Below are 17,253 nucleotides of genomic sequence, written 5' to 3'. Positions count from 1 at the left end.
ATGGATGCCGCCGCTTCGCGCTCCGATCTAGATCCGCTCTGGTACAAGGATGCGGTGATCTATCAGTTGCATGTGAAGTCGTTCTTCGATGCCAACAATGACGGCATCGGCGACTTTCCCGGCCTGATCTCCAAGCTGGACTACATTTCCGATCTCGGCGTCGATACGCTGTGGCTGCTGCCCTTCTATCCCTCGCCCCGGCGCGACGACGGTTACGACATCTCGCTCTACGAGGGCGTGTCGCCCGATTATGGCACCATGGAGGATGCGCGGCGCTTCATCGAGGCGGCGCATGCGCGCGGCCTGCGCGTCATCACCGAGCTGGTGATCAACCACACCTCTGACCAGCATCCCTGGTTCCAGCGCGCCCGCCACGCGCCCAAGGGCTCGCCCGAGCGCAACTATTACGTCTGGGCGGATGATGATCAGGGCTATCAGGGCACCCGCATCATCTTCCTCGATACGGAAAAATCCAACTGGACCTATGATCCGGTGGCGGGCCAGTATTTCTGGCACCGCTTCTACTCGCACCAGCCGGATCTCAACTTCGACAATCCGGAGGTGCTGGAGCGCGTGCTCTCCGTCATGCGCTTCTGGCTGGATATCGGCGTGGACGGCCTGCGGCTCGACGCCGTGCCTTATCTCATCGAGCGCGAGGGCACCTCGAACGAGAACCTCTCCGAGACGCATGACATCCTGAAGAAGATCCGCGCCCATCTGGACGAGCATTACAGCGACCGCATGCTGCTGGCAGAAGCCAATATGTGGCCGGAAGATACGCAGCAATATTTCGGCCAGAACGGTGACGAATGCCACATGGCGTTCAACTTCCCTCTGATGCCGCGCATGTACATGGCCATCGCCAAGGAAGACCGCTTCCCGATCACGGACATCCTGCGCCAGACGCCGGAAATCCCCGAAGCGTGCCAATGGGCTATCTTCCTGCGCAACCATGATGAGCTGACGCTCGAAATGGTGACGGATAGCGAGCGCGACTATCTCTGGAATTATTACGCCGCCGACCGGCGCGCCCGTATCAACCTCGGTATCCGCCGCCGCCTCGCCCCTCTGCTGGAGCGCGACCGGCGCCGCATCGAGCTGATGAACGGCCTTCTCCTCACCATGCCCGGAACGCCCGTCATCTATTATGGCGACGAGATCGGCATGGGTGACAACATCCATCTCGGCGATCGCGACGGCGTGCGCACGCCCATGCAATGGTCGCCGGACCGCAACGGCGGCTTCTCCCGCGCCGACCCCGAGCAACTGGTGCTGCCGCCGATCCAGGATCCGCTCTACGGCTTCAACGCATTGAACGTGGAAGCGCAATTGCGCGACCCGCATTCGCTGCTCAACTGGACCCGGCAGATGCTGAGCGTGCGCAAGCGCACCAAGGCGTTCGGGCGCGGCACCTTCCGCCTGCTCTATCCCGGCAACCGCAAGGTCCTTGCCTATCTGCGCGAGTATGAGGACGAGACCATCCTGTGCGTCGCCAACCTCTCGCACACGCTGCAGGCCGTTGAGCTGGATTTGCAGGAGTTCGAGCACCGGGTGCCGGTGTCCATGGTGGGCGGCACGCCCTTCCCGCCCATCGGCCGTCTCGCCTATCTGCTCACCATTCCGCCCTATGGCATGTATGCCTTCCAGCTCTCCAAGGATGTGGCGGAACCGAGCTGGCACAACACGCCCCCCGAGCAGTTGCCCGAATTCAGCACGCTGGTGATCCGCAACGGCCTCGTGGAAGCCCTCTCGCCCAAGAACCGCGCGCTGATCGAGGCCGAGGCCTTGCCGGCCTATCTCGGCCGCCGCCGCTGGTTCGCCTCCAAGAACGAGAAGATCACCGGTGCCCGCCTCGCCCTCGCCGCCGGCATGCCGGGACGGGAGAAGGATTTCCAGTTCGCCGACATCGAGGTGAAGGTGGGCGGGCGCATCGAGCATTACGCCATGCCGCTCACCATCGTGTGGGAGGACCAGCAGCCCCCCGCTCTTGTGGCGCAGCTGGCGCTCACCCGCGTGCGCCAGGGCCGGCGCGTGGGCTATCTCACCGATGCGCTGACCTCGGACACCCTGCCCCACGCCCTGGTGCGGGCGCTGCGGCGGCAGGCTGCCATGCCGCTGCCGGACGGCGGCGAGCTGCGTTTCGTGCCCACCAGCCGGCTGGACGAGGTGGAGATCCCCGAGGATGCGCAGATCAGGCGCAGTGCGGCGGAGCAATCCAATTCCACCATCACCATCGGCTCCACGGCGGTCATCAAGGTGGTTCGGCGCACGCTCTATGGCATGCACCCTGAATCCGAGATGTCGCGCTATCTCACCGAGCAGGGCTACCAGAACACGGCCCCGCTGCTGGGCGAACTGGTGCGCTTCGCCCCGGACGGCTCGCCGGCCGTGCTCGGCCTGATGCTGGGCTTCGTGGTCAATCAGGGCGACGGCTGGGTCTGGACGCTGGATGAACTGCGCCGCGCGCTGGATTCCACCTCCGGCGCACCGGAAGATGCGGAGAGCCGTTTCGAGGAGCACATCTCCGGCATCACGCCCTTCCTGCGCGGCCTCGGACGGCGGCTGGCGGAACTGCACGAAGTGCTGGCTCGCCCGAGCGTCAATCCCGACTTCGACCCGCATGTGGCAAGCGCGGAGGAGGCCGTCGCATTGGGTGAGGAGATTGCGGGAGAGATCGCCGCCGCCCTCGACATCCTTGCCGGCACCGAGGCATGGCCGGACGAGGAAACGAAGACCATTGCGCAGAGCATCCTTGAGGTGCGCGAGCCGCTGATGGCTGCTGTACGCCGCCTCTCCGCAGCGGTGGAGGGCACGCCGCTGACGCGCATCCATGGCGACTTCCACCTCGGCCAGATCCTCGTTTCCAGCGGTGATGCCTACATTATCGACTTCGAGGGCGAGCCACGCCGGTCCATCGAGGAACGACGTGCCAAGGCGAGCCCGTGGCGCGACGTGGCGGGCCTCCTACGGTCCATCGACTATGTGGCTGCGACCCTCGCCATGGTCGGGGCCGACCAGTCCTGGGCGCACGGCACGCAGCGCATCGACCTGCTGCGCCGCTTCAAGGTGCGGGCGGAACGCACCTTCCTCGGCGGCTATGTGGAAGGCGGCGGCCCCTTCGCCGCCATTGACCGCCAGTTGCTCGACCTGCTGCTGCTGGAAAAGGCGGCCTATGAGATCGGCTACGAGGCAGCCAACCGCCCCGGCTGGCTCGGGCTGCCGGTGCGCGGCCTGCACGGTCTCGCCATTCGCCTCGCAGGCGCAGCGGAGCTGGAAGAAGACGCAGAACTGGAAGGGGAACCCGCATGAGGCGGCGTCCGCGCCGCCTGTCCGTGTGCGACCGCGCACAGCCTCACACCGGAGATTTGCGATGATGCTGGCAGAGCGCTTCGACAGCGACCTCGCCCTCGACACCAATGACGTGAACGACCTCGCAGAGGGCCGCCACGGCAATGCCTTCACCGTTCTGGGGCTTCATGCCATCAGCAACGGCGTGGTGGTGCGGACCTTCCAGCCCGGCGCCAGCGCCGTGGAAGTGCTCGAAGGCGGCAGTGGCCGACCACTGGCTCCATTGCAGAAGATCCACCCGGCCGGCCTGTTTGCCGGTCGCATGCCCGAGCGCACCGTGCCGCGCGGACGCGCGGACGACGCCCCGGCACATTACGTGCTCGCGATCACGTGGCCGGACGGAACCGTCACCGAGACCGAAGACCCCTATTCCTTCGCGCCCATCCTTGGCGATCTCGACCTTTATCTGCTGGCGGAGGGCACCCATCTCGGCCTCTCGCAGGTGCTGGGCTCGCACGCCACCACGCTGGAAGGCGTGCAGGGCGTGCGCTTCGCCGTCTGGGCCCCCAATGCAGCCCGGGTCTCGGTAGTGGGCGACTTCAACATGTGGGACGGCCGCCGCCACCCCATGCGCCATCGTCAGGCCGCGGGCATCTGGGAAATCTTCATCCCTCGTCTTGGCCCCGGTACCCGCTATAAATACGAGATCCTCGCCCGCGACGGCACGCTGCTGCCGCTGAAGGCGGACCCCGTCGCGCAGACTGCCGAGTTGCCACCCGCGACCGCATCGGTGGTGGCGGACCCGACGCCATTCCACTGGAGCGATAAGGCGTGGATGGACACGCGCGCCGAACGCCAGTCAGCGGAAGCGCCCATCTCCATCTATGAGGTGCATCCCGGCTCGTGGATGCGCATTCACGAAGATGGCTGGCGCAGCCCCAACTGGGAGGAACTGGGCGACCGCCTCATCCCCTATGCCGCCGAGATGGGCTTCACCCATCTTGAGCTGCTGCCCATCATGGAACATCCCTTCGGCGGCTCGTGGGGCTACCAGCCGCTCGGCCAGTTCGCACCCACGTCACGCTTCGGCTCGCCGCATGCCTTCGCGCGCTTCGTGGACCGCTGCCACGAGGCCGGTGTGGGTGTCATCCTCGATTGGGTGCCGGCCCATTTCCCGAGCGACGCCCATGGCCTCGCGCAATTCGACGGCACCGCGCTTTATGAGCATGCCGACCCACGTGAAGGTTTCCACCACGACTGGAACACCCTCATCTACAATTTCGGCCGCTCGGAAGTCTCCGGCTTCCTGATCGCCAGCGCGCTGGAATGGCTGCGGCATTTCCACGTCGATGGCCTGCGCGTGGATGCGGTGGCCTCCATGCTCTATCGCGACTATTCCCGCAAATCCGGTGAGTGGGTGCCCAATATCCATGGCGGGCGCGAGAATCTGGAGGCGGTGGCCTTCCTGCGCCGTCTCAACGAGGTGGTGGCCAATGAGGTGCCCGGTGCCGTCGTAATCGCCGAGGAGAGCACCGCATGGCCCGGCGTCACCGCGCCGGTGCAGGTCGGCGGCCTCGGCTTCTCCTTCAAATGGAACATGGGGTGGATGCACGACACCCTGAAGTACATCGGTCACGAGACCATCCACCGCCGCTATCACCACCACGACATGACGTTCGGGCTGGTCTACGCCTTCTCGGAGCGCTTTATCCTGCCCATCTCCCATGACGAGGTGGTGCACGGAAAGGGCTCTCTGCTCGGCCGCATGCCGGGCGACCAGTGGCAGCGCATGGCCAACATGCGGGCCTATCTCGGCTTCATGTGGGGCCATCCCGGCAAGAAGCTGCTGTTCATGGGCTGCGAAATCGCCCAGCCACACGAATGGAACCATGACGGCGAGATCGCGTGGGATCTTCTCGATCAACCCTTCCATCGCGGCATGCAGAAGCTGGTGCGGGATCTGAACGCCACCTATTCGGCCTTGCCCGCCCTCTCGGTGCGCGACACCACGCCGGACGGCTTCTCCTGGATCATCGGCGACGACATCGACAATTCCGTCTTCGCCTTCTTCCGCCATGCGCCCGATGCACCGCCGGTTCTGGTGGTGTGCAACATGACTCCAGTGCCCCGCCACGACTATCGCATTGGCGTGCCGGTGGGCGGCAACTGGACGGAGGCGGTGAACACGGATGCCTCCGACTATGGCGGCTCAGGAATAGGCAATCTCGGCAGCGTTGCCGCCGAGGGACACGAGAGCCACGGCCAACCCTTCAGCCTGTTGCTGTCCTTGCCGCCGCTCTCGACGCTGTTCCTGACGCCGCAGTCGGCGTGAGGGAGGCGCCATGACGCTTCCGCCCATTCCCGAACGTCTGGAGAAGGGCCAGCCCTATCCGCTCGGCGCCACGCCGGACGGGCTCGGCACCAACTTCGCCGTCTTCTCTGCCAATGCGCAGAAGATCGAGCTGTGCCTGTTCGAGCCTACGGGCCGGCGCGAAGTGGCCCGCCTCGCCCTGCCCGAATGCACGGACGAGGTCTGGCACGGCTATCTGCCGGGCGCCTTCGAGGGCCTGATCTACGGCTATCGCGCCCACGGCCCGTTCGATCCCGCACGCGGCCACCGGTTCAACCCCGCGAAACTGCTGCTGGATCCCTACGCACGCCAGCTTTTCGGCCCGCTGCGCTGGTCAGATGCGCTGTTCGGCTATCGCGTCGGCGGTCCGCGCGCCGACCTCTCGCTGGACCGCCGCGACAGCGCCGCTGCCATGCCCAAGGCTGTGGTGGTGGGCAGCACTGTAGACTGGGGCGATGACCGCTCGCCCATCGTGGCATGGTCGGACACGGTGATCTACGAGACCCATCTGCGCGGCCACACCATGCGGCGGGGTGACGCCCGCGCGCACGAACGTGGCACCTTCGCCGCGCTGGGCAATCCGCGCGTCATTGACCATCTGGTCAAGATCGGCATCACCAGCGTGGAATTGCTCCCCGTTCAGTCCTTCCTGCAGGAGCGCTTCCTGCTGGAGAAGGGCCTGCGCAATTATTGGGGCTATTCCACACTCGGCTTCTTCGCGCCCGAGCCATCCTATCTCGCCACCGGATCGCTGCACGAGATGCGCGCGGCGATCCGGCGCCTGCATGCAGCCGGCATCGAGGTCATTCTGGACGTGGTCTACAACCACACCTGCGAGGGCAGCGAGCTGGGGCCGACCCTGTCGTTCCGGGGGCTCGACAATGCCAGCTACTACCGGCTCGTGCCCGGCGACGAGCGCTATTACATCAACGACACCGGCTGCGGAAACACGGTGAACCTCTCCCATCCGCGCGTGCTGCAGATGGTGATGGACAGCCTGCGCTACTGGGTGACGGCCTTCCATGTGGACGGCTTCCGCTTCGATCTCGGCGTGACGCTCGGCCGCGAGGGCAACGGCTTCGATCCCGGATCCGGCTTCTTCGACGTGATGCGGCAGGATCCGATCCTCGCCAATGTGAAGCTGATCGCCGAGCCGTGGGACATCGGGCCGGACGGCTACCAGCTCGGCAACCTGCCGCCGGGCTTTGCGGAATGGAACGACAGCTTCCGCGACGGCGTGCGCCGCTTCTGGCGCGGCGAGCTTGGCCAGCGCGGAAACCTCGCCTCCCGCCTCTCCGGCTCGGGCGATCTGTTCGACCGACGCTTCCGCAAACCGTGGGCCTCCATCAATTACGTGGCCTCGCACGATGGCTTTACGCTTGCCGATCTCGTCTCATACGAGCACAAGCACAATCTCGCCAATGGCGAGGACAATCGCGACGGCCACGACGCCAATTTCAGCGCCAACTGGGGTACGGAAGGCGCGAGTGATGATCCTGCGATCATTGAGACGCGTGGTCGCGTGGCCCGCGCCATGCTCTCCACTGTCTTCTTCTCTCACGGCACGCCCATGCTGCTGGCCGGCGATGAATTCGGCCGGACCCAGCAGGGCAACAACAATGCCTATTGCCAGGACAACGATCTCTCCTGGCTGGACTGGGAGCAGGCGCAGACGCCCCAGGGCCGCAGCCTCACCGCCTTCGTGGCGCGCCTCGCTGAAATCCGCGCCCGCTATCCCATCCTGCGTGCCCCGCGCTTCCTGCACGGCCACGAGGAACTGGACGATGGCCTGCGTGACATCGGCTGGTTTGACGAGAGCGGCACGGAGCTGATCGGCGAAGGCTGGCACGCGGACGGCGGGCAGACACTGGCGCTGCGCCGGGCCGGGCCCGCCGAGGGGCTCGGCCTCGACGTGCTGCTGCTGCTGCTGAACGGCAAGCCACATCCTGTCACCTTTACCTTGCCAACGCCCGCCCTGACGTGGCGGCTGCTGGTGGACAGCGCCACGGGTCTCATTCCCGAGGAGCGTGGCATCTCCCAATCCATCATCGTCGAGGGCCGCAGTGTACGCCTGCTCGCCGCGCACATGCCGCCCCGCTCCACCGCCGCGCCACTGGCGCGGCCGTCAGCCTGACTTGTCTTTCGAGGGGACCATGGACGACAGCCTCCGCGATCTTGCCCGCGCCGCCGGCGTATCTCCCACCTGGTTCGATGCCTTCGGCCGCCCACAGACCGTGCCGACGGACGCGCTGCGCGCCATCCTCGGTGCGCTCGGCCTGCCCGCCGATTCCGAGAGCGACCTTGCCGACAGTCTGGCCCGCGCCCGGCAGGGCGTGGCGACGACGCCCCCGCTGGTGACGGCCGATGCCGGCACCCCGGTGCGCGTACACATGCCCGGCGCCACTGGCCGCAAGCGCTGGCACGTGACGCTGGAAGGCGGCGGTGTCGTGGAAGGCGAAGCGGAGGTGGAGGGCGGTGTCCTTACGCTGCCCGCCTTCGACATGCCCGGCTATCACGCCTTCGAGGCCGGCGGCACACGGACCACGCTCGCCGTCGCGCCCGCCCGCTGCTTCGATCTGTCCGATGCCACCGGGGATGGCGACCCGCGCTTATGGGGGCTCGCCGTCCAGCTCTATGCCTTGCGTCGACAGGGGCGAGGCACACCCGGCAAGGATGTGCTCGGCGAAGGGGGCATTGGCGATTTCACGGCCCTGTCCGATTTCGCCCGCGTCGCCGCCGCGCAGGGGGCCTCCGCGCTGGTGCTGAGCCCGGTGCATGCGCCCTTCTCGGCCGACACGCACCATTTCAGCCCCTATGCGCCGTCCAGCCGGCTGTTCCTCAACGCTTTGCACGCCGATCCCTCTGCTTTGTTCGGCCCGGCAGCCGCCGCTGCGGCAGCGGCCAGTCTCGACCTTCATGACCAGCTGATCAACTTCGAGCGCGCGGACACCGTGCAATGGCATGCGGCGGGCGACGCCCGCCTCGCCGTGCTGCGCAAGCTCTATGAGATCGAGCTGCCCCGCCATGCGGACATGCAGGCGGATTTCGCCGCCTTCCGCGCCGAGGGCGGCGAGGCGCTGGAGGACCACGCCCGCTTCGAGGCGCTGCACGCCAAGATGTTCGGCTCCGATCCTGGCAAGTGGCACTGGCGCACGTGGCCCGAGGGCTTCCAGGACCCGCGCGGCGCGGCAGTCGCCGCCTTCGCCCGCAAGAGCGCATCGGAAGTGGGCTTCTACGCCTTCCTGCAATATGCAGCCGCACGCGGCCTTGCCGACGCACAGGCGGCGGCGCGGGCGGCGGGGATGCCCATCGGCCTCATCAGCGATCTGGCCGTGGGCTCGGACGGCGGCGGCAGTCAGGCGTGGAGCCGGCCGCAGGACATGCTGATCGGCCTTTCCATCGGCGCGCCGCCGGATCTGCTCAATTCCATCGGGCAGGCGTGGGGCCTCTCCGCCTTCTCCCCCCGCGCCATGGTGGAGAGCGGCTTCCGCTCCTTCCTCGGCATGCTGCGCGCCACCATGGCCCATGCGGGGGGCGTACGCATCGACCACATCATGGGCCTTATGCGGCTCTGGATGGTGCCGGACGGCGCGAAGCCGTCGGAAGGCGCCTATCTCGCCTATCCGTTCGACGATCTGATGCGCCTCGTGGCGCTGGAGAGCCAGCGCCACCGCACCATCGTCACGGGCGAGGATCTCGGCACCGTGCCCGAGGGCTTCCGCGAGAAGCTGCAACAACGCAGCATCATGGGCATGCAAGTGCTGTGGTTCGAGCGCGACGCCACGTCCTACACGGCCGCCGCCGATTATCGCCCCACCGCAACCGCCGTCACCGGCACCCATGATCTGCCCACCATCGCCGGCTGGTGGAGCGGGCGCGACATCACCTGGCGCACGCCGCTCGGCCTGCTGGGCGAAGGCATCGACGAGGCGCAGGAGCGCACCAATCGCGAGGCAGATCGCAAGGCGCTATGGACAGCCATCGGCACCGGTGCGGAGCCCGCCTCCGACGATACGGAGCCGGTGGTGGATGCCGCCATCACCTATGTGGGCAGGACGCCCGCGCCGCTGGTGGTGATCCCGCTGGAGGATGCGCTCGGGCTCATCGAGCAGCCCAACCTGCCCGGCACGGTGGACGAGCATCCCAACTGGCGCCGCCGCTTCACCGTCGAAGCCGGGCAGATGCTGGACGCGCCGGAGGTGAAAGCCCGTCTCGCGAAACTCGATGATGCCCGCAGGGACGGCCACGCCGACACGGCCGGCCAAAAGAGGAGACAGGCGTGATCCCACCCCGTGCCACCGTCCGCCTGCAGTTTCACAAGGGCTTCACGCTCGACGACGCCATCCCCCTGCTCGACTATTTCTCCGCCCTCGGCATCAGCCACATCTACTCATCACCGCTCCTCACCTCACGTGTGGGCTCCGGGCACGGCTATGACACGGTGGACTACACCACGCTCGATGCCGAGACCGGCGGCGAGGAGGCCCTGCGGCGGCTTTCCGTGGGCCTCAAGGCGCGGGGCATGGGGCTGATCCTCGACATCGTGCCCAACCACATGGGTGTAGGCGGAGCCGACAACCGGGTGTGGCTGGACACTCTGGAATGGGGCCGCGCCAGCGCCCATGCGGAAGTGTTCGACGTGGACTGGACACCGGCTGATCCCCAGCTCACCGGCAAGCTGCTCGCGCCCTTCCTCGACCGTCCCTATGGCGAGGCGCTTTCCGCAGGCGCGCTCCAGCTTGCCTATGACGAGACCCGCGGTACTTTCCACATCTCCCATCACGAGCACATCTTTCCCATCTGTCCGCTGAATTATGCGGAGCTGCTCGCCAGCGCCGAGCTGCCGGAACTGGCCGAGGCCCGGCTGCTGTTCGAGGAGATCGCCGCAACGCCGGCCCCGCATCCGGACCGTGTGGCAGGTGCGCAGACACGGCTTTCGCAGGCCGTGGCTGAGGCGGGAGGCGCGACGTTTCTCCAGCCCATCATCGCCGCCTTCGACGCCACCACGGAGGATGGAAAGGCGCGCCTGCATGCCCTGCTGGAACGCCAGAACTACAGGCTGGCGTGGTGGCGCACGGCGAATGACGACCTCAACTGGCGCCGTTTCTTCGACATCACGGGCCTCGCCGGGGTGAAGGTGGAGCGGGCGGACGTGTTCGACCAGACCCACGCCCTCATCTTCCGCCTCTATACGGAAGGGCTGATCGACGGCCTGCGCATCGACCATGTGGACGGCATCGCAGACCCCGGCGCCTATTGCCAGCGCCTGCGGCGGCAGTTGGAGGCGCTGGAGGACCAGCGGCCGGAGGATGCGCTGCCCGGCGGCTATGTGGTGGTGGAGAAGATCCTGCATCCCGGCGAACGCCTGCCCGCCGACTGGCCCGTGGAAGGCACCACTGGCTATGACTTCATGGACGAGGTGTCAGCTGTTCTTCACAACGAGGCGGCAGCCACCGCGCTCACGACCATCTGGCAGGAGACTTCCGGCGAGCGCACGCCCTATGCCGCGCAGCTGGAAAGCGCCCGCCGCCAGATCCTGCGCGACGGCTTTGGCGCGGAGATGAAGACCGCCACCCGCTCCGTACACCAGCTTGCTCTGAGCGATCTCGACACGCGCGACATCACGGAAGCCGCACTCCGGCGCGCCCTGAACGAACTGGTCGTAGCCTTTCCGGTCTATCGCTCCTACGTCACCACGGCGGGACGCACGCAGCAGGACACGCTGTTCCTGCGCCGGGCGGCAGAGAACGCACGCCGTCGGCTGCCGCCCATCGACCACCCGGTGCTCGACCTTCTGGCGCGCTGGGTCAGCGGCATCACGCCGGAGACCACCGGCGATGTCTGGCAGACCGGCACGCGGGCCTATGCGTTGGCGAAGTTCCAGCAGCTCACCGCGCCCATCGCCGCCAAATCCATGGAGGACACGCTTTTCTATCGCTACGGGCGGCTGATCTCACGCAATGAGGTGGGTTCGGACCCCATCGACCTCGCCATGCCGGTGGCCGCCTTCCACGACCATCTAGCACGCCGCGCCGCAGCCCTGCCGCACGCCATGCTGGCCACCGCCACCCATGACCACAAGCGGGGCGAAGACAGCCGCATGCGCCTCGCCGTCATCAGCGAGTTGCCTCACATCTGGCGCGATGTGCTGGATGCGCTGATGGGAGCCTGCGCCCCGTTCCGCGCCGAGCAGGATCTGGGACCCGCTCCCGGTCGCGCCGACGAGATCATGCTCTACCAGACGCTGATCGGCGCTTGGCCGCATGCGCTTGATCCGGAGGATACGAAAGGCCTTGAAGAGCTGTGCGAGCGCGTGAGCGCGTGGCAGCTGAAGGCCATGCGGGAGGCCAAGGGCCGCACCAACTGGGTGTTCCCGGATGAAGACTATGAAAGCGCAAGCCGGGCATTCCTTGAAACGCTGCTCAAGAGCGCGGACGGTGTGCCGGCGCGAAAGATCCTGTCCGATTTCGTGCGGCGCATTGATCCTGCCGGCGCCCTGAACAGCCTTGCCCAGACGGCGCTGAAATATACGGTGCCCGGCGTGCCGGACCTCTATCAGGGCACGGAGTTCTGGGATCTCAGCCTCGTGGATCCCGACAACCGCCGCCCGGTGGACTACGAGGCCCGCACCACCGCCTTCGCCACGCCGGCTGCCACGGCGCCCGCCGGCCTCCTGCCCCGCTGGCGGGATGGGCACGTCAAGCAGGCCCTCATCGGCCGCCTGCTTCATGCACGACGCGATGTGCCACAGTTGTTCACATCCGGCACCTATCGTGCGCTGGAGGTGCGCGGGCCGCGACAGGACAACGCCCTGGCCTTCGCCCGGGAGGTCGAAGGGGCGCAGATGATCGTGCTCGTCTCGCGCCTCGCCGCGCCCTTGCTGGAAAGCAGCGACATGCCACTGCTGCCCCCGGAGGTGTGGAGGGACACGACGCTCGCGGTCCCCGCCCAGTTCGCCGGCACTTACAACGATGTGCTGACGGGGCGCACGATCGACATTTCCGCCGAAGGCGTCGGGGTGGCCGGGCTTCTCGCGGATCTGCCCGTCGCCGTGCTTCTGCGACAGGGCCAGACGTGACAAAAGGGAAACCCGGCAGGGATGGGCGGCGTTACCTCTTCAGGTCCGGTGCATGCTGGCGTAGCATCGTGCAATCATTCCCGCGCCAAACCGCGCGAGCATCGGCGCTGCGGATGGGCGAGGCGTCGGTCCTCTGCGCCGACAACCGATGAGGGAGACAGAGATGACCGCAAAGGCACCCCATCCCACTCCGGCAGAGGATACTGGCGATCAGGAAGAGCGCCTCGACGAGGCGCTGGAAGAGAGCTTTCCGGCCAGCGATCCGCCGGCCGCTGCCCACATCACTGGCGCTGAGGTCATCGGGACCAAGAGCGCGCAGGAGAAGGCGCACGACAAAGCCGAATCCGACCTGCTGGACGAGGCACTGGACGAATCCTTCCCCGCCAGCGATCCGCCGTCGATGACGCGGAAGCATGGCAAGGATGACGCAGATCCGGAGTGATGCTCCGGCGTCCTCCGCGCGAGTTCCGGATCGAGCAGAAGCCCCCGCCGGCATCCCGGCGGGGGCTTCTCATTTAACGCAAGCGAAGGATCAGGCGCCTTCGCCGCGCGTGCGGGTGATCTCATAGAGGAACCACGTCCGCCGCTCGGTCTCGTCGATCCAGTTCTCCAGCAGGCTGGCCGTTGCCACATCGCCATGCTCGTCGCACAGATCATGGACCTCGCGCATGAGCTGGGTGAACTTCAGATTGTCCTCGCGCAGCTCGGAGAGCATGTCGAGCGGGGTGACATACTCGGCGTCATTGTCCTCCAGCCGCTGCAGGCGCGCCGCATGGCCGATGGAGCGCAGCGTGGTGCCGCCGATCTTGCGGGCGCGCTCGGCCATGTCGTCGGTCATGGCAAAGATCTGGTCGCCATGCTCATCCAGCAGCAGATGATAGTCGCGGAAGTTGGGGCCGGACATGTGCCAGTGGAAATTCTTGGTCTTCATGTAGAGCACAAAGGTATCGGCCAGCAGCGTGGTGAGCGCCGCCGCGATGTCCTTGGTGGCATTGGACGGCAGGTTGCTAGGGGTCTGGAGCGGCGCGGTGCGGCGGGATTTTGCGGCAGGCTTGGCAGCGGGCTTGGTGGCCATGGAATGTCACTCCTTATGGGCGGGACGCGCACGGGAGATTTCCGTTGTGGCAGGTTGCGGCGCGCCCTGCGGTCACGACGATAGTGAACGTCAGCCAGACCGTATTGTTCGATCCGCCGCATTGTGATGACGAAATGTCCCAATGGCCGCGGCATTTGGTTGCGCTGGCGCGACGCGCGAAAGTGCGCTGTGTTGCCGCACTTGGGGAGCGCGAAGCGCACTTTTGGGGGCGCAGAGAACCGATATGAAACTCACTCTTCCGGTGGCCCTGAGCTTCAATGCTGGCTATGTGGACACTTCCGGCTTCCTGGCCCTTCAGGGGCTTTTCACCGCCCACGTGACCGGCAACTTCGTCACCTTCGGCGCCGCCATGGTGCATGGCACCTCGGGTGCGCTGACCAAGCTGCTGGCCCTGCCCGTTTTCTGCGTCGTCGTGATCGTGAGCCGCCTGCTCGGCCCTGCCCTTGCGGCACGCGGGCTGCCCGACCTGCGAATCCTCATGGGCCTGAAGGTTCTGCTTCTGGCGATGGCGGCGGCGCTGTTCATCGGCGTCGGCCCCTTCCCCAACAGCGATGCCGCCCCCGCCATGCTGGCCGGCATGCTTCTGGTGGCCGCCATGGCGATCCAGAACGGCATCCACCGCACCCATCTCACGGACGCCGCGCCATCCACGCTGATGACCGGCAGCACAACACAGATCATGGTCGACATCACCGACCTGATGCGAGGCGTTGCCGAACCGCAACGTCAGGCAGTCCACGCCCGGTTGAAGAAGCTGGCCTTCAACGTCGTCGCCTTCGCCATCGGCTGCGGCATTGCCGCTTTGGTCTATGTGCTGTCGGGCATGTGGGTGTTCCTGCTGCCCCCGCTGGTCGCGCTGGCGGCCTTCGCGCTGCCGAACGCCACGCCGGTGCCAGCGGCAAAACCCTGAGCACGGCGGGCTCAGCCCGCCGTTGCCGCAACCGCTCGCTGCACCACGAAAGTCCGGCGCTCAGCCTGCACGCCGGCGACGATGAACTGCTCCACCTCGGAAATGCGCCGCAGTCCGCGCATGTCCGCATGCATGGCAAGCCAGTAACTGCGCTCGAACCGCATGTGGGGCAGCACGGGCACCAGTTCCGGATAGGCCGCCGCCGCATAGTCATGCAGGATGCCCACGCCCGCACCGGCCCGCACCGCTTCCATCTGACCGACGACGCTGGCGCACTCGAAGCGGCGGGCGGTGAGGCCGGTCAGGGCCTCCATATAGTCGAGCCCGGTGGAATAGGTGAGATCCTGCACATAGGTCACGGCCAGCCGATCCGAGAGGTCAGCCTCGCCGACGATGGGGCCGTGGCGCTCCAGATGGCTGCGGGCGGCATAAAGGCTCAGCGAATAATTGGTGAGTTTGCGGCCGATGAGGCGGCCGGTGCGCGGACGGTCCAGCACCACGGCGATGTCCGCCTCTCGCTTCGACAGCGAGAAGGTCTGCGGCAGCGGCACCAGCTGGATCACCAGATCCGGATGCCGCACCGCCAATTCCCCCAGCCGGGCGGCCAGGAAATAGGTGCCGAAGCCGTCCGGCGCGCCGATGCGTACGGTGCCTGACAGGCGCAGGTCTGCATTGCCCAGCAAAGACTGGGCCTTGACCATCTCCCCCTCCACCCGCTCGGCAATGCCCAGCAGCGTCTCCCCGGCGGTCGTCAGCACACAGCCCGCCGGGCTGCGCTCGAACACCTTCGCCCCAAGGTCGTCCTCCAGCGCGTTGAGGCGCCGGGTGACGGTGGCGTGGTCGAGCCCCAGCTTGCGCGCGGCCGCCAGCATCTGGCCCTCCCGGGCCACGGCAAGGAACACACGGGCATGGTCCCAGTTCACGTCGCTTACGCCTATTTTCGCATAATGGTTTGGCGAACTTAAATCTTGCTAAGCGCTTATGCCAGACCGAAAAGGGGACCGTCATTTCCCTCAAGGAGGCGGACCCTTGGACACCATCGGCCATTACATCGGCGGCACCCATATCGGCGCGACCGCAGGCGAGCGCAGCGCCGCCACCTTCAATCCGGCGACCGGTGAGCAGATCGCTTCCGTCCTCCTCGCCAGCGCCGCGACGGTGAACGAGGCCGTGCAGGCCGCCGCCGCCGCTCTGCCGACCTGGGCCTCCACCCCCGCCCCTGCCCGTGCCCGCGTGATGTTCCGCTTCAAGGAACTGGTCGAGCGCAACATGGACCGCATCGCGGCCCTCATCACCCGCGAGCATGGCAAGACCATTGACGACGCCAAGGGCGAGATCATCCGCGGCATCGAGGTGGTGGAGTTCGCCTGCGGTATCCCGCATTTGCTGAAGGGTGAGTTCTCCGATCAGGTCGGCCGGGGCATCGACACCTTCTCCATGCGCCACCCGGTGGGCGTGTGCGCGGGCATCACCCCGTTCAACTTCCCGGCCATGGTGCCCATGTGGATGTTCCCCATGGCGCTCGCCTGCGGCAACACCTTCGTGCTGAAGCCCTCCGAGAAGGATCCGAGCACGGCGCTGGTCCTCGCCGAACTGCTGGCCGAGGCCGGCCTGCCGAAGGGCGTCTTCAACGTGGTCAACGGCGACAAGGAAGCCGTGGACACGCTGCTGGCCCATCCCAAGGTCGCGGCGGTGAGTTTCGTCGGCTCGACGCTGGTGGGCGAATATGTCTATCGCACCGCCTGCGCCCACGGTAAGCGCGCGCAGGCGCTTTGCGGCGCCAAGAACCACCTCGTGGTGATGCCCGACGCCGATCTCGACAAGACCGTCGATGCGCTCATGGGCGCGGGCTACGGCTCGGCCGGCGAGCGCTGCATGGCGGTGTCGGTGGCCGTGGCCGTCGGTGGTGTGGGCGATGCCCTGATGGAGCGCCTCGTGCCCCGCGTGCAGGCACTGAAGGTCGGCCCCGGCATCGACAAGGACAGCGAGATGGGTCCGCTCATCACCAAGGAGCACCTCGCCAAGGTGTCCGGCTATGTGGACAGCGGCGTGGCCGAAGGCGCCAAGCTGGTGGTAGACGGTCGCGGCCTGAAGCTGCAGGGCCACGAGAACGGCTATTACATCGGCGGCTGCCTGTTCGACGACGTGAAGCCGGAGATGAAGATCTACAAGGAAGAGATCTTCGGCCCCGTGCTCGGTGTGGTCCGCGTGCCGGAGCTGGGCGATGCCCTGAAGCTGGTCAACGAGCATGAGTACGGCAACGGCGCCGCCATCTTCACCGCCAATGGCGATGCCGCCCGCGCGTTCGATTACGGCGTGCAGGCGGGCATGGTGGGCATCAACGTGCCGATCCCGGTTCCGATCGCCTATCACTCCTTCGGCGGCTGGAAGCGGTCCATCTTCGGTGATCGCAACGTCTATGGCCTGGAAGGCGTGGGCTTCTACACCCGCGTGAAGACCACCACGTCGCGCTGGCCCGGCGGACTGCGCGGCGGGGCCGAGTTCGTAATGCCCGTTCTGGCCTGACGAAC

General features: G+C 66.7%; 10 protein-coding genes. 8 read left to right on the top strand and 2 right to left on the bottom strand.

Annotated elements, in window-relative coordinates; translation table 11 throughout:
- From treS to IEW24_RS01530, 6 genes are all read left to right on the top strand, one after another.
- Positions 1-3,309 (top strand): maltose alpha-D-glucosyltransferase, encoded by a 3,309-nt coding sequence (gene treS, locus IEW24_RS01555; RefSeq protein ID WP_210324113.1) that lies wholly within the window; start codon positions 1-3, stop codon positions 3,307-3,309.
- 64 nt (positions 3,310-3,373) lie between these two features.
- Positions 3,374-5,620, top strand: coding sequence for a 1,4-alpha-glucan branching protein GlgB (gene glgB / locus IEW24_RS01550; protein WP_188577239.1), 2,247 nt, complete (start codon positions 3,374-3,376; stop codon positions 5,618-5,620).
- A 10-nt stretch (positions 5,621-5,630) separates the two neighbouring features.
- Complete coding sequence (gene glgX, locus IEW24_RS01545; RefSeq protein WP_188574760.1) at positions 5,631-7,772, top strand: glycogen debranching protein GlgX; 2,142 nt, start codon at positions 5,631-5,633, stop codon at positions 7,770-7,772.
- Between the two features lie 19 nt (positions 7,773-7,791).
- Complete coding sequence (gene malQ / locus IEW24_RS01540) at positions 7,792-9,921, top strand: 4-alpha-glucanotransferase (protein ID WP_188574759.1); 2,130 nt, start codon at positions 7,792-7,794, stop codon at positions 9,919-9,921.
- Complete coding sequence (treY, locus tag IEW24_RS01535; RefSeq protein ID WP_188574757.1) at positions 9,918-12,716, top strand: malto-oligosyltrehalose synthase; 2,799 nt, start codon at positions 9,918-9,920, stop codon at positions 12,714-12,716. The genes malQ and treY overlap by 4 nt, the downstream gene beginning before the upstream one ends.
- A gap of 163 nt (positions 12,717-12,879) precedes the next feature.
- The gene (locus IEW24_RS01530; protein WP_188574755.1) at positions 12,880-13,158 is read left to right on the top strand and encodes a hypothetical protein; all 279 of its coding nucleotides are present in this window, start codon (positions 12,880-12,882) and stop codon (positions 13,156-13,158) included.
- A gap of 90 nt (positions 13,159-13,248) precedes the next feature.
- On the opposite strand, the gene IEW24_RS01525 is transcribed toward IEW24_RS01530, so the two are convergent.
- On the bottom strand, positions 13,249-13,791 hold the full coding sequence (locus IEW24_RS01525) for a Dps family protein (protein WP_188574753.1): 543 nt from the start codon (positions 13,789-13,791) through the stop codon (positions 13,249-13,251).
- Positions 13,792-14,035: 244 nt separating this feature from the next.
- On the opposite strand from IEW24_RS01525, the gene IEW24_RS01520 reads away from it, so the two are divergent.
- Complete coding sequence (locus IEW24_RS01520; RefSeq protein ID WP_188574751.1) at positions 14,036-14,722, top strand: YoaK family protein; 687 nt, start codon at positions 14,036-14,038, stop codon at positions 14,720-14,722.
- Positions 14,723-14,733: 11 nt separating this feature from the next.
- Here IEW24_RS01520 and IEW24_RS01515 read toward each other — a convergent pair whose 3' ends face one another.
- Positions 14,734-15,645, bottom strand: coding sequence for a LysR family transcriptional regulator (locus IEW24_RS01515; protein WP_188574749.1), 912 nt, complete (start codon positions 15,643-15,645; stop codon positions 14,734-14,736).
- Between the two features lie 106 nt (positions 15,646-15,751).
- Here IEW24_RS01515 and IEW24_RS01510 point away from each other — a divergent pair, with 106 nt between their 5' ends.
- Positions 15,752-17,248, top strand: a complete 1,497-nt coding sequence (locus IEW24_RS01510; protein ID WP_188574747.1) for a CoA-acylating methylmalonate-semialdehyde dehydrogenase — start codon at positions 15,752-15,754, stop codon at positions 17,246-17,248.
- Positions 17,249-17,253: the final 5 nt, after the last annotated feature.

Source organism: Azorhizobium oxalatiphilum (genome assembly GCF_014635325.1).
GTDB lineage: Bacteria > Pseudomonadota > Alphaproteobacteria > Rhizobiales > Xanthobacteraceae > Azorhizobium > Azorhizobium oxalatiphilum.
Note: the sequence above shows the minus strand (reverse complement) of the source record. Positions and strands in the feature narration are given on the sequence as shown.

Coding starts and splice junctions, on each gene's coding strand:
- treS (WP_210324113.1), top strand. CDS start 1: ATGGATGCCGCCGCTTCGCGCTCCGATCTAGATCCGCTCTGGTACAAG.
- glgB (WP_188577239.1), top strand. CDS start 3,374: ATGCTGGCAGAGCGCTTCGACAGCGACCTCGCCCTCGACACCAATGAC.
- glgX (WP_188574760.1), top strand. CDS start 5,631: ATGACGCTTCCGCCCATTCCCGAACGTCTGGAGAAGGGCCAGCCCTAT.
- malQ (WP_188574759.1), top strand. CDS start 7,792: ATGGACGACAGCCTCCGCGATCTTGCCCGCGCCGCCGGCGTATCTCCC.
- IEW24_RS01530 (WP_188574755.1), top strand. CDS start 12,880: ATGACCGCAAAGGCACCCCATCCCACTCCGGCAGAGGATACTGGCGAT.
- IEW24_RS01525 (WP_188574753.1), bottom strand. CDS start 13,791: ATGGCCACCAAGCCCGCTGCCAAGCCTGCCGCAAAATCCCGCCGCACC.
- IEW24_RS01520 (WP_188574751.1), top strand. CDS start 14,036: ATGAAACTCACTCTTCCGGTGGCCCTGAGCTTCAATGCTGGCTATGTG.